This is a genomic window from Embleya sp. NPDC025285 (assembly GCF_055558835.1).
In genome coordinates this window covers 34,875-59,168 of record NZ_JBVHLU010000024.1, presented here as the reverse complement: position 1 = coordinate 59,168, position 24,294 = coordinate 34,875, and the positions used below count along the sequence as shown (strand labels likewise).

Here is a 24,294-nt window from a genome sequence, read left to right as displayed (position 1 = left end):
CGGACAGGCCGCGTGTGCACGAGAGCGGGGCCGAACCGGCCCCGCCCGTACACCTGCGACACTGGACGAGCCATGCCCAAACCAGGAGAACTCACCTTCACCGCGCCGCCGCGTCGTTCGAAGCCGCCGCGCCACCTTGCCGACCTCACCCCCACCGAGCGCCGCGAGGCCGTCGCCGAGTTGGGGGAGAAGCCGTTTCGCGCGGCTCAATTGTCCAAGCACTACTTCGGCCACCTCTCGGACGACCCCGAGCAGTGGACCGACATGCCCGCCGCGTCGCGGGCCAAGCTCGCCGAGGCGCTGTTGCCCGAGCTGATGACCTCCGTGCGGGACATCTCGTGCGACGACGGCGCGACCCGCAAGTCGCTGTGGAAGCTCTTCGACGGCACGCTCGTCGAGGCCGTCCTGATGCGCTACCCCGACCGGGTCACCATGTGCGTGTCCTCGCAGGCGGGCTGCGGGATGAACTGCCCGTTCTGCGCCACCGGCCAGGCCGGTCTGACCCGCAACCTGTCCACCGGCGAGATCGTCGAGCAGGTGCTCGCGGGCGCGCGGGCGCTCGCCCGCGGCGAGGTGCCCGGTGGCCCGGGCCGGGTCAGCAACATCGTCTTCATGGGCATGGGCGAGCCGCTCGCCAACTACAAGGCCGTGGTCGGCGCGGTCCGCCGACTGACCGACCCGAGCCCCGACGGGCTGGGCGTCTCCGCCCGCTCGGTGACCATGTCGACGGTCGGCCTGGTCCCGGCGATGTACAAGCTCGCCGACGAGCGCGTCCCGGTCACCCTCGCGCTGTCCCTGCACGCGCCGGACGACGACCTGCGCAACACCCTCGTGCCGGTCAACACGCGCTGGGACGTGCGCGAGGTGCTGGACGCCGCGTGGCACTACGAGGGCGTCACCGGTCGACGGGTGTCCATCGAGTACGCGCTGATCAAGGACATCAACGACCACGGCTGGCGGGCCGACCTGCTCGGGCGCCGGCTCAAGAACCACAACGCACACGTCAACCTGATCCCGCTCAACCCCACGCCGGGGTCGAAGTGGACCGCGTCGACGGCCGAACGCCAGGAGGAGTTCGTTCGCCTGCTGACCAAGCACGGCGTGCCGGTCACCGTCCGGGACACCCGCGGTCGCGACATCGACGGCGCCTGCGGCCAGCTCGCGGCCGCCGAGGTCTAGGCCCTGTCCGGCGGATCCTGGTGGGTCCGCGCCGCCTGGCACCGTGCATCGCCGCACCGGAGAAGCAGCCGAATGGAACCACTATGCGGCTGCTTCTCCGGCACGCCGATGCACGGCATCCGCCCTTCGGGCTCCTCGCTGCGCTCACGACGCGGCCCGATCCATCAAGATCCGCCGGACAGGGCCTAGGTCCGAAGGCACCCCCTTCCGGCGGTCGCCGGGCCGGCTTCGGTCGATATTCGGACATCCGGGGCAGGTCACGGGTGCGCGGCGCGGCGATATAGAACGGGTAACGAATCCTTATCGGATCCTTAGGCGCTCCAGGGCAGACTGATCTCAGTGCCAAGCCGTCGGATCCTTTGATCCCCCCGTTCGAATGATCCGACGGCGGCACGCCCAAGCCGCCGGTCGAAGGGACACGATCCGGCGCACGGCTCGGGGTCGCGTGGCCCCCGAGACGATAAGCACTTCGAGCCCGTCGCGGAAGGGGACGCCGCGCCGGGCTCGAAGTGTTTTCCCATGTCCGGAGCGGTTTTCCGGTGTTTCGGCCCGGGCCCGGGAACGGGCGTGTCGGGGTCGGGCTCTCAGGCCCGCCGCCTCGGCCGTTCGCCCCGCACGATCACCACCGCCGCCGCGATCAGCGCGGTCACCAGCAGGCCGACCGCCCACGCGGTGCCCAGGGCCGCGGTGCGCGTGGACACCGTCGGGAACGGGTTGGCGTCACCCTGTGCGGGCCACGCGGTCAGCGCGCCGACCGCGACCGAGGTCAATACACACACCAGCACCGGCACCGTGAGGGCGACCAGTGCCGCACGGCGATCGACCGGTGTGCCGGCGCCGATCGAATGCAGCGTGCGCGAGGTCTCCCGGCGCGCGGAGCCGTATTCCACGACCACGGTGAACAACATCGCGGCGGCGCACAGCGACACCGCCGCGACGGTCAGGAACAGCGGGGCGTCGGCCATCCGCACCGGGGTGTGGTCGCCCGCGAGTCGGCTGGTGGTGACCACCGCCAAGGCGATCGTGGTCAGCCCCAGGGGCAGTGCCAGGCCGCGCGCGCTCGCCTCGATCCGACGGGCCGCGCACAACGTCCACACCCGTCCGGCCCGGGCGGCCCAGCCCGCTCCGAGCCAGGTCACCAACCACGGCATGGTGAGTGCCGCGCCCACCAGCACCGCGCCGTAGCCGAGCACGGCGGCCGGCAACGTGCCGTGCGACAACCGCTCCGGCCGACCCGGGTCGGCGATCAGGTACTGCCCGAGCAGCCCGGCCAGCACCAGCAGCGGCCCGACATAGGGCGGAACGAGCGGCAACGACCGGGTCGAGGGTCCGCGCGTCGCGCACGCGGCGGCGAGGGCCGCGATCGCGGGTACCGCGACGAGCAGCGTGACCGAGGCCGTCCAGGGCACGGTGGCGCCGATCGCGAGCAGATGGCGGATCCCGGGTGGCGCCGAACCCAACACCGAGCGCGACACCAGGTGTGCCTGCACCCCGGCGATCGCGCCGGCCAGGGCGGTGGTGGCCGCCTCGGTCGCGACCAGGCCCCGACCGCGATCGGCCGCCATCCGCACCGGCAGCGCGCGGCCGGCCCGGTCGATCCGGTACAGCTCGGCCAGCCGGTTGGCGACCGCGGTCAGCACCGCCACCGCGGCCAGCACCGGCACCGCGGCGAGCACCGGACCGATCAGCGCGGGCCCGGGACGCCCGGCCGGTCGCGCCCACGCCAGCAGGCTCAGCAGGACGATGGTGGCCGTACCCGCCACCGCGGCGCCGGCCAGCACGCGCGCGGCGTCGACCCGGGACGCGTCGCGCAACGCTTCGCGCAGTGGGCTCGGGTCGGCCCCGGACATCGCTCTACCACCCGTCCGCGCGCGGGTCCGGGCGACCGTCGCGCAGGGCCAGACAGTGGTCCGCGTGCGCCGAGACCCGCGGGTCGGCGGTGGCCAGCACCAGGGTGATCCCGTGCGAGCGCACGGCGGAGACCAAAATGCGCATCAGGTGGTCGAGCTCGGTGCCGAGCAGGCCGTGCGCCGGTTCGTCGGCGAACACCACGGCCGGCCGGGTGACCAGCGCGCGGGCCACCGCCGCGCGGCGCAACAGCGCGCTGCCCAGACCGGCCGGCCGGGATTCGGCGTGCTCGGTCACGTCCAGCCGCTCCATCCAGTGCCGGGCGACGGCGAACGCCTCGGCCCGGCGGATCCGGTCCAGCAGCAGCGGCAGCGCGACGTTCTCCGCGACGGTCAGCTCCGGGAGTAGCCGGGTGCGCCCGTCCACCAGCCCGAAGTACCGACGGCGCAGCGCGGTCCGGCCCTTCTCGTCGAGCACGTGCATCGGGCCGCTGTTGAACCAGATCTCGCCGGAATCGGGGGCGACCACGCCGGACAGGCACGCGAGCAGCGCCGACTTGCCGGCGCAGCCGGGCCCGGTGATGGCGAACGTCTCGTCGGCGCGCACCGCCGCGGAGACGTCCCGCAACAGGGTGACCGGACCCTGGGTGAGGGTCAGTCCGCGACAGCGCAGCACGTCGTTGTCGGGCGGGGAGCTCGCGGTCCTGGGGACGACGCGCCGGTCATGGGGTCTCGCCGCGCGGGACGACAGGGACATGGCACACCTCCCGCAGAGAAACGTTCGTTGCCACCCGTTTCCTCCAACGAGTGTCGTGGCGCCGGGTTGCGGCAGGGGCGAGAAACCCCTCACTCGGGGAACCCTGCCGGCGGCGGGAGTTCGCGCGCACCATGATGAGGCGAACAGGTCTATCGAACGCGTTCCGAACGGGGTGCACATGAACCGCCGACTCGATCTTCCAGATCTGCTCAATGCCCGCGACATCGGCGACCTACCGCTGATCGACGGGGGAGTCACTCGAACGGGCGTACTGATGCGGTGTGAGACCCCGGATCTGCTGACCCCCGAGGGAGTCGACCGGCTCACCCACACCTACGGCGTACGGCACGTGCTGGACCTGCGCTCGGACGGCGAGGGCCTGCCGCCGGCGCAGTGGCCGGGGGTGATCCGGCACCGGCTGCCGCTGCTGGGCCGGCGCTCGGCGCTGGCCGCGGACCGCGCCGCGGTCGGCGACGTCTCGGCCGGGCAGACCCAGGGCCTGGGGCTGGACGACGACATCGACCTGGGGAACGTGGACGAGTACGGCGCGGGCCTGCTCTACATGCGGATGGCCGAGCGCGGCGGCGAGTCCTACGTGCGCTCGCTGGAGATCCTGGCCGGCGACGGCGGGGTGCCGGCGCTGGTGCACTGTACGGCGGGCAAGGACCGGACCGGGATCCTGGTCGCGCTGCTGTTGTCGGTCGCGGGGGTGGAGCGGGAGGCGATCATCGCGGACTACACCGAGACCGAGACGCACCTGGTGGAGATGTTCGAGCGGATCGACCGGCTGCCCCGGCAGCCCCGGATCGATCCGGCGCACCCGGTCGCGCCGGCGATGCGCGGCGCGGCCCGGGCGTCCATCGACACGTTCCTGCGGGTGCTCGCCGAGCGGCACGGCTCGGCGGCGGACTTCCTGCTCAAGGCGGGTGCGGCGGCGGAGCACCTGGAGGCCTGGCGCTGCGTCATCCGGGGGCGGTAGCCCGGTCGGTCCCCGCCCCCGGGGCGAGTCAGTGGCCCAGGAACCGGCCGAACGCGTGCGCGAGCCGGGATTCCTTCCCGGTGCGTCGCTCCTCGGCGTCCGCGCCGGCCATCACCCGCAGGCCGACGTTGGTGCCGATCCAGCGGAAGGGTTCGGGCTCCCACCTGGGCGAGCGGTGCCGGACCCAGGGCAGTCGGGTGAGATCGGTGTACTCGTCGCGGATCAGGTCGGCGAGGGTGCGGCCCGCGAGGTTCGCGGTGCCCACGCCGTCGCCGACGTAGCCGCCGGCCCAGGCGAGGCCGCGGGCGCGGTCCAGGCCGCAGCTCGCGTACCAGTCGCGGGCCACGCCGAGCGGTCCGCCCCACGAGTGGGTGATCCGCGCGTCGGCCGCCGCGGGGAAGAGCTGGGCGATCACCCGACGCAGTTCGGCGAAGACCTTGTCGTCGCGGTCGAACTCGGGCCGCACCCTGGAGCCGAAGTGGTACGGGGCGCCGCGCCCGCCGAAGGCGAGCCGGTCGTCGGCGGTGCGCTGCCCGTAGATGATCAGGTGCCGCATGTCGCTGAAGCTCTCCCGGCGGGCCAGGCCCACCTCGGCCCAGAACGACTCGGGCAGCGGCTCGGTGGCGACCATCAGCGAGTACACGGGAGCCAGGTCGCGGTGGAAGCCGGCCAACTCGGGCGTGTAGCCCTCGGTGGCCCGGACCACGACGTCGGCGCGGACCCGGCCGTGCGGGGTGATCGCCGCGCCGTCCTCGATCGCGGTGACCGGGGTGTGCTCGTGGATGCCCACGCCCAGCCGGTCCACCGCGGCGGCCAGGCCGCGGGCCAGTTTGGCGGGGTGGATCACCGCGCAGTGCGGGGTGTAGGTGCCGCCGAGCACGTCGGTGGCGCCGACCATCGCGCGCGCCTCGGCGGCGTCCAGCAGTCGGGCGTCCGTGTCGTCGAAGCCCCACGCGTGTTCGTCCGCGACCAGGTCGCGGGCCCGGGCCAGTTGCACCGGGGTGCGGGCCAGCACGACGGTGCCGCCCTTGGCGAAGTCGCAGTCGATGCCCTCCTCGGCGACCACCCGGCCGACTTCGTCCACGGTCGCGTTCATCGCCCGCTGCTGGGCGATGGCCCGCTCGCGGGTGCTGCTCCGGGCCACCTTCGCGAGCGAGGCGGGGAACAGCGCCGAGCACCAGCCGCCGTTGCGGCCGGAGGCGCCGAAGCCGGCGATCTCCCGCTCCAGGACCACGATGCGCAGCGTCGGGTCCGCCTTGGCCAGGTAGTAGGCGGTCCACAGGCCGGTGTAGCCGGCGCCGACGATCGCCACGTCCACGTCCAGGTCGCCCGTGAGCGCGGGACGCGGGGTGATCTCCTCGTCGAGGGTGTCGAACCACAGCGACAGTGCGCGGTAGTCGGCGGTCATCGTCGCCACTTCCTCAGGTAGTCCGGCGCGGGCAGGTTGAAGCGCAGGTCCGGGGCGGGCACCGGTTCGCCGAAGTGTTCGCCGATCGGCACCACGCCGGCCCAGATCGGGGCGTCCAGATCCTCGTCGTCGTCGTCCGGCGGTCCGGCCGAGATCTTCACCGAGGCCTCGTCCAGGGACAGCGCGAGTACCAGGGTCGCGGCCAACTCCTTGACCCGGTGCGGGCGCAGTTCTTCGCGGCGGCCGGGCAGCAGCCGGTCGGTGAGCAGGTCCAGCGCGGCGACCTTCTCGTCCTCGGGCAGCACGACGCACGAGCCGAGCACCATCGCGCTGCGGTAGTGCATGGACGACTCGAATGCCGAGCGGGCCAGCACCAGGCCGTCGAGCAGGGTCACGGTCAGGCAGGTCGGGGCGCCCGCGGCCAGGCCGCGGAAGAGCCGGCTGCCGGTCGAGCCGTGGATCAGCACCCGCTCGCCGTCGCGGGCGTAGGCGACCGGGAGCACGAACGGCTGACCGTCCTCGCCGGTGATCGCCAGGTGGCCGACCAGGCCGGCGTCGAGCACGGCGTGCAGCGCGGTTCGCTCCCGGACGGCGTGGTCGGGCAGCCGGCGTACGCGAGTGCGGGCAGTGGAGCCGAGGGTGGAGTCGGGAGTGGGGTGGCTCATCGGGCCTCTTCGGTGATCCGAGCGCGGCGCGGGTCGGGGCGCGGGCGGGTCGATGTCGTGGTTGTCGGTATTTCTCGGCTCTTCGGCGGATTTCGTTTCGGATATGAGTCTGCCGCCGGCGCGCACTGGCGTGTGCGCGACGGCGGCAGACTCACTGAGGGTTCGTCGAATAGCCGGGGTCTACTGCTCGATCTACAGCTTGGTCCAGGCCTCGGTGAGCACTCCGCGCAGGATCTGCTCGATCTCGTCGAACACACCCTGGTCCGCGGTCAGCGGCGGGGAGAGCTGGATGACCGGGTCGCCGCGGTCGTCGGCGCGGCAGTACAGGCCGTTGTCGTAGAGCGCGGTGGACAGGAAGCCGCGGAGCAGGCGCTCGGCCTCGTCCTCGTTGAACGTTTCCTTGGTGGCCTTGTCCTTGACCATCTCGATGCCGTAGAAGTACCCGTTGCCGCGCACGTCGCCGACGATAGGCAGGTCCTGGAGCTTCTGCAGGGTGGCCAGGAACTTGGACTCGTTGTCCAGCACGTGCTGGTTGAGGCCCTCGCGCTCGAAGATGTCGAGGTTGGCCAGCGCCACGGCGGAGGACACCGGGTGCCCGCCGAACGTGTAGCCGTGCATGAAGACGTTGTCGCTGCCGTTGTAGAACGGCTCGGCGAGGCGATCAGAGACGATCATCGCGCCGATCGGCGAGTAGCCCGAGGTCATGCCCTTGGCGCAGGTGATGATGTCGGGGACGTAGTCGAACTTGTCGCACGCGAACATCGTGCCGAGTCGGCCGAACGCGCAGATGACCTCGTCCGAGACGAGCAGCACGTCGTACTGGTCGCAGATCTCGCGCACGCGCTGGAAGTACCCGGGCGGCGGCGGGAAGCAGCCGCCGGCGTTCTGCACCGGCTCCAGGAAGACCGCGGCGACGGTGTCGGGGCCCTCGTTGAGGATCGCCACCTCGATCTGGTCGGCGGCCCAGCGGCCGAAGCCCTCGGGCGAGGAGTCGGCCAGGAACTCCGGCTTGCGGTACTGGTTGGTGTTCGGCACCCGGAAGGTGCTCGGCACCAGCGGCTCGTACGGCGCCTTGTAGTCCGGCAGACCGGTGATCGACAGCGCGCCCTGCGGGGTGCCGTGGTAGGCGATGGCCCGCGAGATGACCTTGTGCTTGGTCGGCTTGCCGGTCAGCTTGAAGTAGTGCTTGGCCAGCTTCCACGCGGACTCGACGGCCTCGCCGCCACCGGTGGTGAAGAAGACCTTGTTCAGGTCGCCCGGAGCGTGGTGCGCCAGGCGCTCGGCGAGTTCGATCGCCTTGGGGTGGGCGTAGCTCCACACCGGGAAGAAGGCGAGCTGCTCGGCCTGCTTGCGGGCCACCTCGGCCAGCTCGGTGCGGCCGTGACCGGCCTGTACGACGAACAGGCCGGCGAGGCCGTCGATGTACTTGCGCCCGTTGGTGTCCCAGATGTAGCTGCCTTCACCGCGCACGATGGTCGGCACGGGAGCGTTCTCGTACGACGACATGCGGGTGAAGTGCATCCACAGGTGGTCGTAGGCGCTCTTGGAGAGTGCCGCGTTGTCGTACTGCTGTGTCATCGAGTACCCCACTGGTAGGTCTGCTTCCGAAGCTTCAGGTAGACGAAGCTCTCGGTGCTCCGTACGCCCGGAATCGCTCGAATCCTCTTGTTGATGATGTCGAGCAGGTGGTCGTCGTTCTCGCATACGAGTTCCACGATGAGGTCGAACGAACCAGCCGTGATGACGACGTAGTCCACTTCCTTCATCGTGGCCAGTATGTCCGCTACGGGTTCGATGTCCCCTTCGACGCGAACCCCGACCATGGCCTGGCGATGGAAGCCGACGGTCAGCGGATCCGTCACGGCGACGATCTGCATCACGCCTTGGTCGAGCAGGCGCTGTACGCGTTGACGTACCGCGGCCTCCGAGAGACCGACCGCCTTGCCGATCGCGGCATACGAGCGGCGTCCGTCCTCCTGGAGCTGCTCGATGATCGCCTTCGACACGGCGTCGGCCGGAGCGTTCGGGTTTCTGTCTCGACCGGCCACGTAGTCACTCTGCCTCATCAGATGGGCCTTTCGCAAGGGAATCCGTTGACTTTGATCAATGAGACAACTGATTCAGTTGTTGGTGTGGGATGGGGATGCGGATACCGACAGCAATCCGGTTAGGCTGGGATCGCGGCCCAGGTCGGGATCGACCCCCTCGCCGTCCTGCCGGCGCCGCCCCGTTTTCGAAGGAGACTTGGGACATGAGCGACCTGCGTACTCTGCGCAACTACATCGACGGCACGTTCACCGACGCCGCGGACGGCGGCACGCTCGACATCGTCGACCCCGCCACGGGCGAGGTCTACGCGACGTCCCCGCTCTCCCGGGAGCGGGACGTCGACGCCGCGATGCGCGCGGCGGCCACGGCGTTCGAGACCTGGAGCGAGACCACGCCCGCCGAGCGGCAGCTCGCGCTGCTCAAGATTGCCGACGCGGTCGAGAAGCGCGCGGACGAGCTGATCGACGCCGAGTGTCGCAACACCGGCAAGCCCCGCGCGCTCACCGCGTCCGAGGAAATCCCGCCGATGGTGGACCAGATCCGCTTCTTCGCGGGCGCCGCGCGCATGCTCGAGGGCAAGTCGGCCGGCGAGTACATGGCGGGGCACACCTCCATGGTGCGGCGTGAGCCGGTCGGTGTCTGCGCCCAGGTGGCGCCGTGGAACTACCCGATGATGATGGCCGTGTGGAAGTTCGCGCCGGCCCTGGCCGCGGGCAACACCGTGGTGCTCAAGCCGTCCGACACCACGCCCGCCTCCACCGTGCTGCTCGCCGAGATCATCGGCGAGATCCTGCCCGCCGGCGTGTTCAACGTGATCTGCGGCGACCGCGACACCGGTCGACTGATGGTCGAGCACAAGACCCCGGCGATGGCCTCGATCACCGGCTCGGTACGGGCCGGCATGGCGGTCGCCGAGAGCGCGTCCAGGGACCTCAAGCGGGTGCACCTCGAACTCGGCGGCAAGGCGCCCGTCGTGGTCTTCGAGGACGCCGACATCGCCGCCGCGGCCGAGGGCATCGCCGGCGCGGGCTTCTTCAACGCCGGCCAGGACTGCACCGCCGCGACCCGGGTGCTCGTGCACTCCTCGATCCGCGAGGAGTTCACCGCCGCGCTGGCCGCCGCCGCGAACGCCACCTCCACCGGTCCGCAGGACGACGCGGACTTCGGCCCGGTCAACAACGTCAACCAGCTCGGGCAGGTCAGCGGCTTCATCGACCGCCTCCCCGGGCACGCGAAGGTCGAGGCCGGCGGGCACCGGGTCGGCGACAAGGGCTTCTTCTACGCCCCGACCGTGGTCTCCGGCCTGAAGCAGGACGACGAGATCATCCAGAACGAGGTCTTCGGCCCGGTCATCACGGTCCAGTCGTTCGAGGACGAGACCGAGGCGCTGAACAACGCCAACGGCGTGCAGTACGCGCTCGCGTCCTCGGTGTGGACCAAGGACCACAGCCGGGCGATGCGGATGGCGAAGCGGCTCGACTTCGGCTGCGTGTGGATCAACACGCACATCCCGCTGGTCGCCGAGATGCCGCACGGCGGCTTCAAGCACTCCGGCTACGGCAAGGACCTCTCCGGCTACGGCTTCGAGGACTACACCCGGATCAAGCACGTGATGACCAACTACGACGCCTGATCCGGCCCGCCGCGCGAGCGGCACCGGCGACATCCGACACGCACCCTGTCAACTCCGCTTCGCGAGGGTTGACAGGGTGCGTGTTGCCGTCGGGGGCGGGTCACCGCCACGATGCGGTGGGCCATCTGTACGCACAGCGCGGTCCCCCGCCCACGGAGCAGGTCCCACCCCCGCATTCGCCAAGGAGTCGCCGATGACCCGCGCCCGCACTCGCGCCCAGTCCCCGCTGCGGATCGCCGGTCACCGGGTGGACCGGCGGATGTTCCTGCGCGGCGCCGGCGCGGCCGCGGCCGTCGGCACCCTGGCCGCGTGCGGCGTGCCGTCCGCGTACGTCCAGGAGAGCAAGCGCGCCGGCCGGGACCGGTCGGAGCAGGAGAAGGTGGTGCGCTTCTCCAACTGGGCCCTGTACATCGACATCGACGAGAACGACGAGCAGAAGCACCCCACGCTCGACGCCTTCACCGAGAAGACCGGGATCAAGGTCCGCTACTCGGAGGAGATCAACGACAACGACGAGTTCTTCGGCAAGATCCACCCGGCCATCCAGGCGGGCAAGGAGCCGGGGCGCGACGCGATCGTCATCTCGGACTGGATGTGCACCCGCTTCGTCCGGCTCGGCTGGGTGCAGAAGCTGAACAAGGCCAACCTGCCGCAGGTGGACGCCCACCTCGCCGAATCGCTGCGCAGCCCGGGCTACGACCCCAAGCGCGAGTACACCGTGCCGTGGCAGAGCGGGATGACCGGCATCGCGTACAACAAGAAGCTGGTGGACCGCGAGATCCGCTCGGTCAACGACCTGTGGCGCCCCGAACTCAAGGGCCGGGTCACCGTGTTCGCGGGCTTCATGGAGGCCGTCGCGCTGCTGATGCTGGGTGAGGGCACGGACATCAGGACCTTCACCGACGCGGATGTGGACAAGGTGATGGAGCGCATGCAGAAGCTGGTGGACAAGGACCACATCCGCAGCTTCACCGGCAACGACTACACCTCGGGCCTGGCCGGCGGCGACATCCTGGCCTGCCAGGCGTACTCCGGCGACGTCGGCCAGCTCAAGCTGGACAACCCCGACATCGAGTTCGTGGTGCCCGAGGAGGGCGCCGAGCTGTGGTCGGAGAACCTGATGGTGCCGAACAAGGCCGCGCACAAGACCAACGCCGAGAAGCTGATGGACTTCTACTACGACCCGGAGGTCGCGGCCGAGCTGGCGAACTACGTGGCGTACGTGTGTCCGGTGCCGGCCGCGCAGCAGGTGCTGGCCGAGTCCTCGGACCCGGAGATGCGCGAGTCGGCGAGCAACCCGCTGATCTTCCCGGACGCCGAGATGACCGCGAAGCTGCACGGCATGCGGGAGACCACCGAGGACGAGGAACGGCGCTGGGAGAAGGCGTGGGGGAACATCATCGGCCTGTGACCCGGCGGTCGGCGGCCGAGGTGCCGCGGGCCGGTGGCCGGCCGGTCGGTGGGTCGCGGGGTCAGCGCTCGGCGAGGGTCGGGTCGGCGGCGACGGCGCCGCGGTAGGCGCGCATCCCGAGCAGCGGGAACACCAGCACGGAGATCATCCCGGCACCGACCATCGCCGCGGCGGTGCCCGCGCGCAGTCGGCCCTCCTCCACACCGATGCCGGTGATGACCACGATCAGCGGAAGGCCGGCCGAGGCGAACAGGGCCAGGCCCAGGCGTACGGCCGACGGTGAGCCGCGCTCCATCAGGTACGTCGGCAGGCCGCGCGCCACCAGGAGCAGCGCCAGGAACATCGGCAGCATGGCGACCGTGCCGAAGTCGGCGAACAGCGCGCGGCCTTCGAAGCGCACGCCGCTGACCACGAAGAAGACCGGGACGAACAACCCGAAGCCGATCGCGTCCAGCTTGCCCGCGACCGTCTCGCGCGATGCCGCGGGCATGTCCGACAGCAGCAGCCGGATGACCAGACCGGCCGCGAACGCGCCGAGCAGGGCGTCCAGGCCGAGTTCGTCCGCGGCCCAGACCAACAGCGCGAGCACGAGCACCGACAGCCGGATGGCGAGTTGACCGCTGGAGTGCAGCGTCGCCCGGACCACCCGGTCAAGTGGGCCGGGCAGCGGACGGCGCGCGAACGCGAACGCGACCACCGTCAACGCGGCGAAGCACACCAGCGCGACCGCCGAGGCACCCGCGCTGCGCCCGCTCAGGAGCAGCGAGACGGCCACGATCGGGCCGAACTCGCCGAGCGTGCCGATCGCCATCACCTGCGCGCCGAACCGGGTGGGCAGCGCGCCCGCGTCGCGCAGGATCGGCAGCAGCGTGCCCAGCGCGGTGGTGGTCAGCGCGAGTCCGATCACCAGGCTCGTGGTGGCCGAGTCCGACCGCACCAGCAACAGGCCGAGCAGCAGGCCGACCACCAGGGACAGTGCCCAGCCCCACGTGGCCCGCCGCAGCGGTCGGCCGCTGAGCCGGGCCGGGTCGATCTCGAAGCCGGCCAGGAACATCAGGAACGCGAGCCCGAAGTTGGCCGTGAAGGTCAACACGGTCGTCTCCCGCACCCAGTCCAGCACCGACGGCCCGACCACGACTCCGAACAGCAGTTCCAGCACGACCGTGGGCACCGGAATCCACCGGCCGAGCAGGTCCGCGGTCAGTGGCGCGACGAATGCCAGGGTCAAGACGATCAGGAAGGGCGCGCTGTCGTGGGACACCGGCGGAGCATAGTTCGCGTTCGGGGGTGATCCGGGCAGACGCGCAGGCCGTCGGCCGACCTCCCGTCGAGAGCCGCCCGGACGGACGCACTAGGGTCGATATCCATGACTAGCAGCTCCCCCGAGGCCGTCTCCGTGCCCGCCGTCGAACTGCCCGCCGACCCCAGCACCGACCCCGGTGCCGAGCCTGTGAGCTGGGATGTCGTGGTGATCGGAGCGGGTCCCGCCGGGGCGTCGGCGGCGCTGGCCGCGGCCCGCGCGGGCCGACGGACGCTGATCCTGGACCGGGCCGAACTGCCGCGCTACAAGACCTGCGGCGGCGGCATCATCGGCCCCTCCAAGAACTCCCTCCCGCCCGGGTTCGAGCCGCCGGTCGAGGACCTGGTGCACGAGGTCGAGTTCACCCTGCGCGGGCGCCGCCGGCGGGTGCGCTCGGCCCGGACCACGCTGATCGGCCTGGTCGACCGGGCCCGCTTCGACGAGGCGCTGACCCGCGCGGCGGTGGCCGAGGGCGCGGTCCTGCGCGAGGGCGTCGCGGTCTCCCGGATCGCCGAGCGGGACGGCCGGGTGACGCTGACCCTGGCCGGCGGCGAGGTGCTGCGCGCGCACGCGGTGGTCGGTGCGGACGGCAGTGCCGGGCGCAGCTCGGCCTACGTCGGGGTCACCTTCGAGCAGGTCGATCTGGGCCTGGAGGCGGAGATCCCGGTACCGCCGGAGGTCGCCGCGCACTGGCGCGGCCGGATCCTGCTCGACTGGGGCCCGCTGCCGGGCTCGTACGGGTGGGTCTTCCCCAAGGGGGACACGTTGACCGTGGGCGTGATCTGCGCCCGGGGCGAGGGCGAGGCCACCCGCGCCTACCTGCGCGACTTCGTCGGTCGGCTCGGCCTGGCCGGGTTCCGGCCCGCCGTCGAGTCGGGCCACCTGACCCGCTGTCGCAAGGAGAGCGCGCCGCTTTCGCGCGGGCGGGTGCTGGTCGCCGGGGACGCCGCCGGGCTGCTGGAACCGTGGACGCGCGAGGGCATCTCGTACGCGCTGCGCTCCGGCCGGCTGGCGGGGGAGCGGGCCGCGCTGATGGCCGCAGTGGCCGGCGACGCCGAGGTGGACAAGATCGGTGCCGACTACCACGCGGACATCGACGCCGTGCTGGGTCGTGAGATGCGCGCCGGACGGCTCCTGCTCGGCGTCTTCGAGCGGCATCCCGGGATGTTGCACCACGCGGTGACCACGCTGCCGCAGGGATGGCGGGTGTTCCGCAAGGTGGTGCAGGGGCGGACCACGTTCGCCGATCTGCTGGAGCGGCCCGCCGCGCGACGGGTGCTGGCGCTCACCGGGCACTGACGTCGGGCGGCCCCGGCCCGTTGTGCACGGGTCGGGGCCGTCCGGTTCGCCGCGCGCGCCCGCTCGGCCGGGTTCATGCTCGGCCGAGCGCACGGTCCGGGGCGGGCGCGCGCCGGGTGTGGTCGGGGTGCGATCAGTCCCGGTCCGCCTCGTCCTCGCCCTCGGCGGAACGGACCCGGCGCAGGCGCGTGCCCTGGAACAGCGCGTTGCCCACCAGCATCAGGCCGAGCGCGCCGCCGGCCAGTGACACGGTGTCGTCGCCGGGGCCGGTCTTGGGCAGGGTGCTCGGCGGCGGGGGCGCTTCGGTGCCGCCGGTGGTTCCGCCCGTGCTCGCACCACCGGTCGCGCCACCGCCGGTGGTCCCGCCACCAGTCGTGCCACCAGCGGTGGTCCCGCCACCGGTGGTGGTGCCGGGTACGCCCGGATTCGCGGTGTTCACCGTGTACCCGATGAACGACGGGTCGTTGTTGTTGGCCCGGTTGACCAGGGTCAACGGTCCGGCCCGGCCCAGCACCACGGACGTGTCCGTCGCACCCTCGGGCACCACGAGCACGCAGAACGTGGAGATGTCCGCCTCCGGCGCGAGCGGGAGTCGCACCTCGGCGCGCGCCGCGCGCGGTTGCCGCACGGCCGGCAGGTATTCCACGGCCGCCGACCACCGCTTGGTCTCGTGCGGCCCGAGCGCGCCCGGTGCGCACTTGAACGTGGTGGTCCAGGCCGGTCCCGGGGACTTGAGCGCGGGCGCGGTCGAACATCCGGACACCGAGAGGATCCGGAGCGCGCCGGTGGTGCGGGCGTACACGTCGCGGGCGGGCTGGGCCCGGTCGGTGGCGTTGGTGACGGTGAACGCGATCGAGCCCCGGCCGTTGGCGTCGAAGGTGATCTGGGTGGACGTGGTCACCGCGAACGGCTCGGCCGTGGGCGGCACGGTCGGCGACGCGGAGCCGGACGGCGCGGTGGTGGGCGGGGTGGTGCTCGGCCGCGGTGTGGTCGGTGGTGGCGTCGTCCCCGGTTCGGTGGTCGAGGGCTTGGTGGTCGACGGCCTGGTGGTCGTGGGCTTGTTCGTCGTGGGCGGCGGCGTGCTGCTCGGCCGTTGTGAGGTGGGCGGCTTGGTGGTGACCGGTGGTCGTGTGGTCGCGGGCGGCTTCGTGGTGACCTCGCCCGTCGGGGTGTGCCCACCGCCGTACCGATGGACGGGACCGTTCCCCTCGATATCCGCGACGGCCAGACCGGCGTTCAGAATCATTCCTATTCCGACCGGAACAGAAATTATCAACGCCGCGCGCTTGACGTTTTCTGATCGAAGTTTTTTCGGAGTGAACATGCGGTATCCCCCTCCCGCTATGTGTGACGATTCGTTCTACCATGTCCGTCCTAAGCTTTCGCAGGGCCTTTTTGAGGTAATCCCACGAAAGCGGCAATGGTCTGATCTTGAGAAGCGGCGGGACCTGGGGGAAAGCCGATGCCGGGCGGGCCTGGAGACGGTGGGGCGGGCTTTGTGGTCGGAGCCCGGTACGAGCTGGTGAACGTGCTCGGCAGCGGCGGGATGGGCACCGTGTGGCGGGCCCGGGACCGCCTGCTCGACCGACCGGTGGCGGCGAAGGTGATCAGCACCGGATGGGGGCGCAGCGCGTCCCAGTCCTTCCGGGAACGCAGCCTGCGGGAGGCGCAGGCGACCGCGCGGATCAATCACCCCAACGTGGTGCGGGTCTACGACTACGTCGAGGACGACGACCGGTTGTGGATCGTGATGGAGCTGCTCGACGCCCGCTCGCTGGACACGATCCTGGAGGAGGACGGGCCGCTCACCCCGCACGCCGCCGCGGCGATGGCCGTGCAGATCGCCCGCGCGCTCGGCGTCGTGCACGCGCACGGCGTCATCCACCGCGATGTCAAGCCGGGCAACGTGCTGCTCGAGCGGGACGGCCACGCCGTGCTGACCGACTTCGGCATCGCCGCGCTGGAGGGGGTCAGCGGGCTGACCGGGACCGGTGCGATCCTGGGCTCGCCCGAGTTCATGGCGCCCGAGCGGATCGAGAGCGAACACCCCGGACCCGCCTCCGACCTGTGGTCGCTGGGCGTCACGCTGTGCGCGGCGGTCACCGGCGCGTCGCCGTTCCGGCGCTCCACGCCGGTGGCCACGATGCACGCGATCGTGATCGCCGAGCCCGAGGTGCCCGAGGAGATCGGTCCGCTGGGACCGCTCGTGCGCGACCTGTTCCGGCGCGACCCGGCCCAGCGCCCGGACTCGGCGGAGGTGGAGGCCAGGCTGAGCGCGCTGCTCGCCGCCGAGGGGCGCCGGCACGCGGGCGGGTCGACCCAACCGATCCCGCCCACCGCACTCGGCCGGGCGCTCGATCGCGGGCCGGCCGAGCGGGGGCCGGTCGAGTACGGCACGAACGAGCGTGCCCCGGTCGAGGCGGACGACGACGCGACGCTGGTGCCGACCACGCATCCGCAACCACCGCTGCGCGACCTGGTCCCGCCCGCCCGGATCGCTCCCGACGACGGCACCCCGCTCGACCCGTTCCCGCGTGTGCCCGCCGCGCCGCCGCCGGGGCAGCGGCCGAGCACGCCGCCCGGCGGAGCCCACTCGCCGACCTTCCCGCTGCCGGGCCGCACCCGCCGGCCACCCCGCTCGCGCCGCCGCTTCCTGGCCGTGCTGATGCCCGTCGTCACACTCCTGGTGGCCGGCGCCATCGTCGCGGCGCTGCTGCTCGCCGACGGCGATGGCGGGACGAACAGGGGTGGCGCGAGCGGCAGCGAGGGGCCGTCGACCGCCTCCGGGACGAACGGCCGGCCCTCGACGAACCCGGTCGCGGGCCTCGCGCCGTACCCGGGCGCGACCCCGGGGACCGCGCCGATCCCGGTGCGCAAGGCGGACGAGAACACCTTCGCGTGGCAGGTCCCGCAGGGCTGGAACCGAAAGGAGCAGAACCAGAGCGTGATCTACTCGGACCCGGCCGGCGCGAGCGTGTTGACCGGGCGTACCGCGTTCCAACAGACCACGGATTTGTTGGAGCAGTGGCGCGACGACGAACAGAACGCGCCCAAGGTTTTTCGCGACTATCGGAAAGTGGTCTTCGAGGAACGCGCCATTCACGGTGCCAAGGGTGTGGTCTGGGAATACACCTGGACCGAGTCCGGTATTTCCCGGCACGCGATGTTGGCGGCGGTGATCGTCAATGGCATCTACATCGAGGTCGACGTCTTCAGCACCGAGCAGTTGTGGACGCGCGACGCGGCACTGCACGCGCTCGCGGTGACCGACTTCACCCTCGCGGGCGCCCGCCCCGGAGCCTGAGCGCCGATCCCACGGGCGCCGCGCTCACCGGCGCAGCGCCTCCAGACCCAGCAGCGCCACGTGCAGCGACAGGCAGCTCTCCACCTGGTCCAGGTCGACGCCCAGGATTCGTTCGATCCGGTGCAGGCGCTCGTAGAAGGAGGGCCGGGACAGGTGCGCGGCGTCGGCCGCCGCGGACTTGTTCCGGCCGTGGTCCAGATAGACCTGGAGCATCGCGATCAACTGGGTGCCCTGCTGGGCGTCGTAGGCGAGCAGCGGCCCGAGTTCGCGCTCGACGTAGGTCTGCAGCCGCGCGTCGTCGCGCAGCAGGTGCAGCAGTCCGCGCAGCCGTACGTCGGGCAGCCGGTAGAAGGCGGCCTTGCCGCCCTGGTGCAGCGCGGCGTCCGCGACCTGGGTGGCCTCCAGGAGCGAGCGGCGCGCGTCGCGCACCGCGCCCACCGAGGAGCCGACCGCGACCACGATGTCGTCCGCGAGGTCCGGGGCGAGCCGGCGGATCGCCGCGGAGAAGCCCTCCAGCGCGCCGTCCTCGGTGTCCTGCGACGCGAGCGCCACCAGCAGCCCGACGTTGTCGTCGTCCAGGCCGCCGACCAGCGCCGCCAGTCGGCGCTCGCGGACCGCCGCGGCGGCGATCTCGGTGAAGTCGCGCAGCCGCGCCTGCGATTCCAGCGCGGCCGGGGTCACACTGCGCCGCAGCCGCAACACCACGCCGACCAGCCGCCGCCCCTCCAGCGGCACACCGAGCGCGCGGGCCCGCAGAGTCACCTCGGCCACCGTGTAGGAGTGGGTCAGGATGCCGGACAGCAGCGTGCGGTGGGTCTGCCGCTCCAGGCTCTCCCGGTCGCGCACCACCAGGCGGTTCAGCGCGAGGGTGGAGGCGGCCCGCTCCAGCAGCATGCTCTGCTGCGCGAGCGGTGGCGTGCCGTCGCCGACCAGCACCAGCCGGCCCCAGTCGTGGCCGCGCGCGCCGACCGTGGTCACCAGCCACCCGGTGCGTTCGTCGAAGGCGGTCCGGGCGGACATGCGCAGTTGCCGCGAGCGGTCCTCCCAGTTCTCCAGGAGGGTTTCGGCGACCACCCCGGGCGCGTCGTAGGCGAGCACCTGGTGGGCGAGGTTCTCCAGGATCACCGGGCGCCCGGCCATCCGGGACGCCTGCCGGACGATCTCGGCGGGTTCGGCGCCCTCGACCGCGAGTTCGTTGAACGCCTGGTGCACCGCCTCGGACGCCTGGAGTTCGGCGAGCTGGGCGTCGATGATCAGCCCGTGTACGGCCTCGGTGATGCCGATGAACCGGGTCTCGTTGCGCAGCGTGATCACCGGGAGGCCGACCTGCTCGGCTGCGGCGACCAGCGCGCGCGGCAACTGGTCGGTGTAGCGCCGGCCCAGCTCGACCACGAGACCGGCCGCGTCCACGTCGGCGAGATCGCGGATGTAGCGTTGCAGGCCCTCGCGCTCCTCGGGGAGCGCGATGCCGGTGGCCATCACCAGCTCGCCACCCTTGAGCAGCCGGGTCACGTCCGGCAGCTCGCTGATGTGCACCCAGCGCACCGGCCGGGCCAGGCCGCGTTCACCCGCGACCACCTGCGGGCGGCCGCGCCGGACGATATCGAGGGCCAGTACGTCGGCGACCGTGGGGAACATCCGAAAACCTCCGCGAGCTGACTTCGGCCCGACCGCGACGGCGGTTGGTTCCCGAGGGAAGCGGGCATCGGCGAGCAATCTGTAAACGGCTCGGCCGGCGATACTTCCATGGTGACAGGTCGTCGAGCGGTTCGACCCCCGACCCCGGGGTCGATCGCGACGATTCACGACCTGTAAAGCCCACGTCCTCGTACCTGTCGATGTGCCTGTTGCGGCACCCCGTGTCGAAACGGCATCGTCCTACGCTGACGCGGCTCACGCGCATAACCGCCACCCGCGGCGCCCGTCGGCTCATCGAAAACCCCCTTGGAGGGCTCCCATGCCTGTGCAGGACTTCGGCAAAGGTCATCAGTACGTCGGGGGACAACTGCGGCAGGGCTCGTCAGGAGAGACCTTCGACGTCACGAATCCGGCGACCGGCGAGACGGTCGAGACCCTCACGCTGGCGGACCCCTCGGACGTGGACGCGGCGGTAGCCGCCGCCAAGGGCGCCTTCCCGCAGTGGTCGCGGGCCACCCCGGGCGAGCGGGCGACCGCGTTGAACCGGCTGTCGGTGCTGCTGGAGGAGCGTGCCGAGGACTTCGCCCGCGTCGAGAGCGCGCAGGCGGGCAAGCCGATCCGGCTCAGCACCGAGTTCGACGTGCCGGGCACGATCGACAACACCGCGTTCTTCGCGGGCGCGGCGCGCAACCTGGAGGGCAAGGCGGCCGGCGAGTACTCGGCCGGCTCCACGTCGATGGTGCGCCGCGAGGCGATCGGCGTGGTCGGCTCGATCGCGCCGTGGAACTACCCCCTCCAGATGGCCGCCTGGAAGATCCTCCCGGCGATCGCCGCGGGCAACACCATCGTGCTCAAGCCCGCCGAGATCACGCCGCTGACCTCGCTGATGTTCGCGCGGGCGTGCTCCGACGCGGGCATCCCCGACGGCGTGGTCAACGTGATCACCGGCAAGGGCCGGACCGTCGGCGAGTACCTGATGGGCCACGCGGACGTGTCGATGATCTCGTTCACCGGCTCCACCGGCGTCGGCAAGCGAGTCGGCGAGGTCGCGCTGCAGACCGTCAAGCGGCTGCACCTGGAACTCGGCGGCAAGGCCCCGTTCGTGGTCTTCGACGACGCCGACCTCGACGCCGCGATCAACGGCGCGGTCGCCGCGTCGCTGATCAACTCGGGCCAGGACTGCACCGCCGCGACCCGCGCCTACGTGCAGCGCCCGCTCTACGACGCTTTCGTCGCGGGCGTCGCGGAGTTGTACGACGGGGTGCGGCTCGGCGACACGATGGACCCCTCGACAGACCTCGGCCCGCTCGTCTCGCGGCGTCAGCAGGAGTCGGTGGCCGGCTTCGTCGAGCGTGCCCGCGGCTACGGCGCGACGATCGTGACCGGCGGCGAGATCCCCGGCGGCGAGTTGGCCAAGGGCGCGTTCTATCGTCCGACGCTGGTCACCGACGTGGCCCAGGACAGCGAGATCGTGCAGGACGAGATCTTCGGCCCGGTCCTGGTCGTGCTGCCGTTCGACAGCGACGAGGAGGGCATCCGACTCGCCAACGACACCCCGTACGGCCTGGCCGCCTCCGCGTGGACGCGGGACATCTTCCGCTCGCTGCGCGCGACCCGGGAGATCCAGGCCGGCTGCGTGTGGGTCAACGACCACATCCCGATCATCAGCGACATGCCGCACGGCGGCTACAAGGCGTCCGGCTTCGGCAAGGACATGTCGCAGTACTCCTTCGACGAGTACACCCAGGTCAAGCACGTCATGTACGACGGCACGGGAATCGCCCGCAAGGACTGGCACCGGACGATCTTCGGAAATCGGTAACCACCCCCATCGAGCGGGCGGTCGGGAGCGCGAGCCCTCGACCGCCCTTGCGGCCGGCGGACGGGCCCCGGCCCGCGATGCGGCGAGAGGAATCATGACTGAGCAGCAGCGGGCCGGCGACTCCGGCGACGTCTCCTTGGCGGGTCTGAGCAAGCACTACGGCGACTTCACGGCCGTCCGACCCATGGACCTGACGATCCCGGCGGGATCGTTCTTCGCCCTCCTCGGCGCCTCGGGGTGCGGCAAGACCACGACGCTGCGGATGATCGCCGGACTGGAGCAGCCCTCGACGGGCAGCGTCAGCATCGGCGACCGCGACGTCACGGCGCTGCCGCCGTACAAGCGCCCCGTCAACACGGTGTTCCAGAACTACGCGCTGTTTCCGCACCTGAGCGTGGCCGACAACGTCGGCTTCGGGCTCAAGCGGCGCGGCATCAAGGACACCGCGGGTCCGGTCAAGGACATGCTCGACCTGGTCGAGCTCGGGCACCTGGCCAAGCGCAAGCCCACCCAGCTCTCCGGCGGTCAGCAGCAGCGGGTCGCGGTGGCCCGGGCGCTGATCAACACGCCGCAGGTACTGCTCCTGGACGAGCCGCTGGGCGCGCTCGACCTCAAGCTGCGGCGGCAGATGCAGCTCGAACTCAAGCGCATCCAGACCGACGTGGGCATCACCTTCGTGCACGTGACGCACGACCAGGAAGAGGCCATGACGATGGCCGACACGATCGCCGTGATGAACGGCGGCCGAATAGAGCAACTCGGCTCGCCGGTCGAGCTGTACGAGGCGCCGCGCACCACCTTCGTGGCCAACTTCCTGGGCCAGTCCAACCTGATCGAGGCCAAGGTGACCGGGCGCGCCGACGGTGATCTGCTGTTGGACGCGCAGGGCAACCGGCTGGTGCTGCCCGCGGCCCGTTCGTCCGCCGACGGCGACCGGCTGGTGATGGGCATCCGTCCGGAGAAGATCACCATCACCTACGCGGCGGACGCCACCATCGCGGACGGCCGCAATCGCCTCGACGGCGGCGTGATCGTGGACGCCGCGTTCATCGGCGTCTCCACGCAGTACGTCGTGCGCATGCCTTGGGGCCAGGAGTTCACCGTGTTCGAGCAGAACATGGAGCGCGACCCGCGTGTGGTGCCCGGCGCGACGGTGATCCTGCACTGGAACCCGGGGCACGGCTTCGGCCTGGAGTCGGGCGACCTGACCGCGGGCATCGCCGAGGCGAGCGAGGACGCCGCGTGAGCGCGCTGGGCACCCTGGGCGCGGGCACGACGGGGGGTGCGGAGGACACCAAGGCGACCACGGAGCTCGAACGGCGCGGCAGATGGGTGCCGTACGCGCTGCTCGCTCCCGGTCTGCTGTGGCTGGTGGTGTTCTTCGCCGTCCCGATGGTGGTGCAGGGCTCGACCTCGCTGCAGACCGGCAACCTGAGCAAGGGCTACGACCTCACCTGGCACTGGGCCACCTACTGGGACGCGATCGAGCAGTACTACCCGCAGTTCCTGCGCTCGTTCGGGTACGCCGCCGCGGCGACCGTGATGTGCCTGGTGATCGGCTACCCGCTCGCCTACGCGATCGCGTTCAAGGCCGGCCGGTGGCGCGGCATGTGGCTGGTGCTGGTGATCGCGCCGTTCTTCACCAGCTTCCTGGTCCGCACGCTGGCCTGGAAGACGATCCTCGCGGACAACGGGATCGTCGTGGACGTGCTCAACAAGCTGCACTTCACCAACGTCACGGCGTTCCTCGGACTCACCCAGGACGACCGGGTGTTGGCCACGCCGCTCGCGGTGATCTGCGGTCTGACCTACAACTTCCTGCCGTTCATGGTGCTGCCGCTGTACGCGTGCCTGGAGCGGATCGATCCGCGGCTGCACGAGGCCGCGGGCGACCTGTACGCGTCGCCGAAGACCACCTTCGTCAAGGTCACCTTCCCGCTGTCGCTGCCGGGCGTGGTCTCCGGCACGCTGCTCACCTTCATCCCGGCGTCCGGCGACTACGTCAACGCGCAGTGGCTCGGCTCGCCCGACACCGGCATGGCGGGCAACGTGATCCAGACCCAGTTCCTGCGGGTGCTGGACTACCCGACCGCGGCCGCCCTGTCGTTCATCCTGATGTTGCTGATCGTGCTCATGGTGACGGCGTACATCCGCAAGGCGGGGACGGAGGACCTGGTCTGATGGCCGTCGTCAACTGGTTGCGTCGCAACGTCATCGTGCTGTTCGGCCTACTCGCGCTGGGCTACATGACGCTGCCCAACATCGTCGTGCTGATGTTCTCGTTCAACGATCCGAACGGGCGCTTCAACTACACCTGGAACGGCTTCACGCTCGACGCGTGGAAGGAGCCGTGCGGGGTCGCGGGCATCTGCGACTCGGTCGCGGTCAGCATGAAGATCGCGGTGTTGTCCACGATCGCGGCCACGGTGCTCGGCACCGCGATCGCGTTCGCGCTCGGCCGCTATCGGTTCCGCGCCCGCGGCGCGATCAACACGCTGCTGTTCCTGCCGATGTCGATGCCCGAGGTGGTGATGGGCGCCTCGCTCGGCACGCTGTTCCTGAACATGCGGATCAACACCGGCTTCGTCACCATCCTGATCGCGCACATCATGTTCTGCCTGAGCTTCGTGGTGGTCGCGGTCAAGGCCCGCGTGCTGGGCATGGACCCCAAGCTCGAAGAGGCCGCGCAGGACCTGTACGCGTCACCCACCCAGGTGTTCCTGCGGGTGACCCTGCCGCTCGCGGCGCCCGGCATCGGGGCGGGCGCGATGCTCGCCTTCGCGCTGAGCTTCGACGACTTCGTGATCACGAACTTCACCTCGGGCAACACGGTCACCTTCCCGATGTTCGTCTACGGCGCCGCCCAGCGCGGCACCCCGCCGCAGATCAACGTGATCGGCTCGGCGATGTTCGTGATCGCCGTGCTGATCGTGATGATCGGACAGATCCGCGCGTCACGGCGGGCCAAACAGCGGGCGTAGTTCGTCCGTTGCATGATGATCA

20 protein-coding genes are annotated in these 24,294 nt (G+C 71.1%); 11 read left to right on the top strand and 9 right to left on the bottom strand.

What is annotated here, in order from left to right; all coding sequences use genetic code 11:
* Window positions 1–72 precede the first annotated feature (72 nt).
* Window positions 73–1,179: a dual-specificity RNA methyltransferase RlmN gene (rlmN, locus tag ACZ4FV_RS18390; protein ID WP_395862057.1), complete on the top strand. Its 1,107-nt coding sequence runs from the start codon at window positions 73–75 to the stop codon at window positions 1,177–1,179.
* Between the two features lie 584 nt (window positions 1,180–1,763).
* Here rlmN and ACZ4FV_RS18385 read toward each other — a convergent pair.
* Both ACZ4FV_RS18385 and ACZ4FV_RS18380 read right to left on the bottom strand, forming a co-directional pair.
* Window positions 1,764–3,029 (bottom strand): hypothetical protein, encoded by a 1,266-nt coding sequence (locus tag ACZ4FV_RS18385; protein ID WP_395862059.1) that lies wholly within the window; start codon window positions 3,027–3,029, stop codon window positions 1,764–1,766.
* Window positions 3,030–3,033: 4 nt separating this feature from the next.
* Window positions 3,034–3,783, bottom strand: a complete 750-nt coding sequence (locus ACZ4FV_RS18380) for an ABC transporter ATP-binding protein (protein WP_395862061.1) — start codon at window positions 3,781–3,783, stop codon at window positions 3,034–3,036.
* A gap of 178 nt (window positions 3,784–3,961) precedes the next feature.
* Here ACZ4FV_RS18380 and ACZ4FV_RS18375 point away from each other — a divergent pair, with 178 nt between their 5' ends.
* Complete coding sequence (locus tag ACZ4FV_RS18375; RefSeq protein ID WP_465322907.1) at window positions 3,962–4,762, top strand: tyrosine-protein phosphatase; 801 nt, start codon at window positions 3,962–3,964, stop codon at window positions 4,760–4,762.
* A gap of 28 nt (window positions 4,763–4,790) precedes the next feature.
* Here ACZ4FV_RS18375 and ACZ4FV_RS18370 read toward each other — a convergent pair whose 3' ends face one another.
* The 4 genes from ACZ4FV_RS18370 to ACZ4FV_RS18355 all read right to left on the bottom strand — a co-directional run bounded on the left by ACZ4FV_RS18370 (window position 4,791) and on the right by ACZ4FV_RS18355 (window position 8,901).
* Window positions 4,791–6,170, bottom strand: a complete 1,380-nt coding sequence (locus ACZ4FV_RS18370; protein WP_465322906.1) for an NAD(P)/FAD-dependent oxidoreductase — start codon at window positions 6,168–6,170, stop codon at window positions 4,791–4,793.
* Entirely contained in the window at window positions 6,167–6,835 is a 669-nt protein-coding gene (locus ACZ4FV_RS18365) for a pyridoxamine 5'-phosphate oxidase family protein (protein WP_465322905.1), read from the bottom strand. Before ACZ4FV_RS18365 ends, ACZ4FV_RS18370 begins: the two co-directional genes overlap by 4 nt.
* Window positions 6,836–7,027: 192 nt before the next feature.
* Window positions 7,028–8,413, bottom strand: a complete 1,386-nt coding sequence (locus ACZ4FV_RS18360; RefSeq protein WP_395862069.1) for an aspartate aminotransferase family protein — start codon at window positions 8,411–8,413, stop codon at window positions 7,028–7,030.
* Window positions 8,410–8,901, bottom strand: a complete 492-nt coding sequence (locus ACZ4FV_RS18355; protein ID WP_395862071.1) for an Lrp/AsnC family transcriptional regulator — start codon at window positions 8,899–8,901, stop codon at window positions 8,410–8,412. Before ACZ4FV_RS18355 ends, ACZ4FV_RS18360 begins: the two co-directional genes overlap by 4 nt.
* A gap of 185 nt (window positions 8,902–9,086) precedes the next feature.
* Between ACZ4FV_RS18355 and ACZ4FV_RS18350 the strand changes: the two genes are divergently transcribed.
* Window positions 9,087–10,517, top strand: a complete 1,431-nt coding sequence (locus ACZ4FV_RS18350) for a gamma-aminobutyraldehyde dehydrogenase (RefSeq protein ID WP_465322904.1) — start codon at window positions 9,087–9,089, stop codon at window positions 10,515–10,517.
* Window positions 10,518–10,710: 193 nt separating this feature from the next.
* Window positions 10,711–11,928, top strand: a complete 1,218-nt coding sequence (locus ACZ4FV_RS18345) for a polyamine ABC transporter substrate-binding protein (protein ID WP_395862075.1) — start codon at window positions 10,711–10,713, stop codon at window positions 11,926–11,928.
* Window positions 11,929–11,989: 61 nt separating this feature from the next.
* Here ACZ4FV_RS18345 and ACZ4FV_RS18340 read toward each other — a convergent pair whose 3' ends face one another.
* Window positions 11,990–13,189, bottom strand: a complete 1,200-nt coding sequence (locus ACZ4FV_RS18340; RefSeq protein ID WP_465322903.1) for a cation:proton antiporter — start codon at window positions 13,187–13,189, stop codon at window positions 11,990–11,992.
* Window positions 13,190–13,294: 105 nt separating this feature from the next.
* On the opposite strand from ACZ4FV_RS18340, the gene ACZ4FV_RS18335 reads away from it, so the two are divergent.
* Window positions 13,295–14,527, top strand: a complete 1,233-nt coding sequence (locus tag ACZ4FV_RS18335) for a geranylgeranyl reductase family protein (RefSeq protein ID WP_395862079.1) — start codon at window positions 13,295–13,297, stop codon at window positions 14,525–14,527.
* A 133-nt stretch (window positions 14,528–14,660) separates the two neighbouring features.
* Here the strand turns inward: ACZ4FV_RS18335 and ACZ4FV_RS18330 are convergent, their stop codons facing one another.
* Entirely contained in the window at window positions 14,661–15,428 is a 768-nt protein-coding gene (locus ACZ4FV_RS18330) for a hypothetical protein (RefSeq protein WP_465322902.1), read from the bottom strand.
* Between ACZ4FV_RS18330 and ACZ4FV_RS18325 the strand changes: the two genes are divergently transcribed.
* Together ACZ4FV_RS18325 and ACZ4FV_RS18320 are read left to right on the top strand one after the other, a co-directional pair.
* Entirely contained in the window at window positions 15,415–16,053 is a 639-nt protein-coding gene (locus ACZ4FV_RS18325; protein ID WP_402231913.1) for a hypothetical protein, read from the top strand. The genes ACZ4FV_RS18330 and ACZ4FV_RS18325 overlap by 14 nt on opposite strands.
* Window positions 16,026–17,831, top strand: coding sequence for a serine/threonine-protein kinase (locus ACZ4FV_RS18320; protein ID WP_465322901.1), 1,806 nt, complete (start codon window positions 16,026–16,028; stop codon window positions 17,829–17,831). Before ACZ4FV_RS18325 ends, ACZ4FV_RS18320 begins: the two co-directional genes overlap by 28 nt.
* A 24-nt stretch (window positions 17,832–17,855) precedes the next feature.
* On the opposite strand, the gene ACZ4FV_RS18315 is transcribed toward ACZ4FV_RS18320, so the two are convergent.
* Complete coding sequence (locus ACZ4FV_RS18315) at window positions 17,856–19,469, bottom strand: PucR family transcriptional regulator (protein ID WP_395862087.1); 1,614 nt, start codon at window positions 19,467–19,469, stop codon at window positions 17,856–17,858.
* 319 nt (window positions 19,470–19,788) lie between these two features.
* Between ACZ4FV_RS18315 and ACZ4FV_RS18310 the strand changes: the two genes are divergently transcribed.
* The 4 genes from ACZ4FV_RS18310 (at window position 19,789) to ACZ4FV_RS18295 (ending at window position 24,272) form a co-directional block, all read left to right on the top strand.
* Complete coding sequence (locus ACZ4FV_RS18310) at window positions 19,789–21,291, top strand: gamma-aminobutyraldehyde dehydrogenase (protein WP_465322900.1); 1,503 nt, start codon at window positions 19,789–19,791, stop codon at window positions 21,289–21,291.
* 94 nt (window positions 21,292–21,385) lie between these two features.
* Window positions 21,386–22,537, top strand: coding sequence for an ABC transporter ATP-binding protein (locus tag ACZ4FV_RS18305; protein WP_395862091.1), 1,152 nt, complete (start codon window positions 21,386–21,388; stop codon window positions 22,535–22,537).
* Window positions 22,538–22,551: 14 nt separating this feature from the next.
* A complete protein-coding gene (locus ACZ4FV_RS18300) occupies window positions 22,552–23,472 on the top strand; it encodes an ABC transporter permease (RefSeq protein WP_465322921.1) in 921 nt (306 codons plus the stop codon).
* Window positions 23,472–24,272 (top strand): ABC transporter permease, encoded by an 801-nt coding sequence (locus ACZ4FV_RS18295; protein WP_395862093.1) that lies wholly within the window; start codon window positions 23,472–23,474, stop codon window positions 24,270–24,272. Before ACZ4FV_RS18300 ends, ACZ4FV_RS18295 begins: the two co-directional genes overlap by 1 nt.
* The last annotated feature ends 22 nt before the right edge of the window (window positions 24,273–24,294 follow it).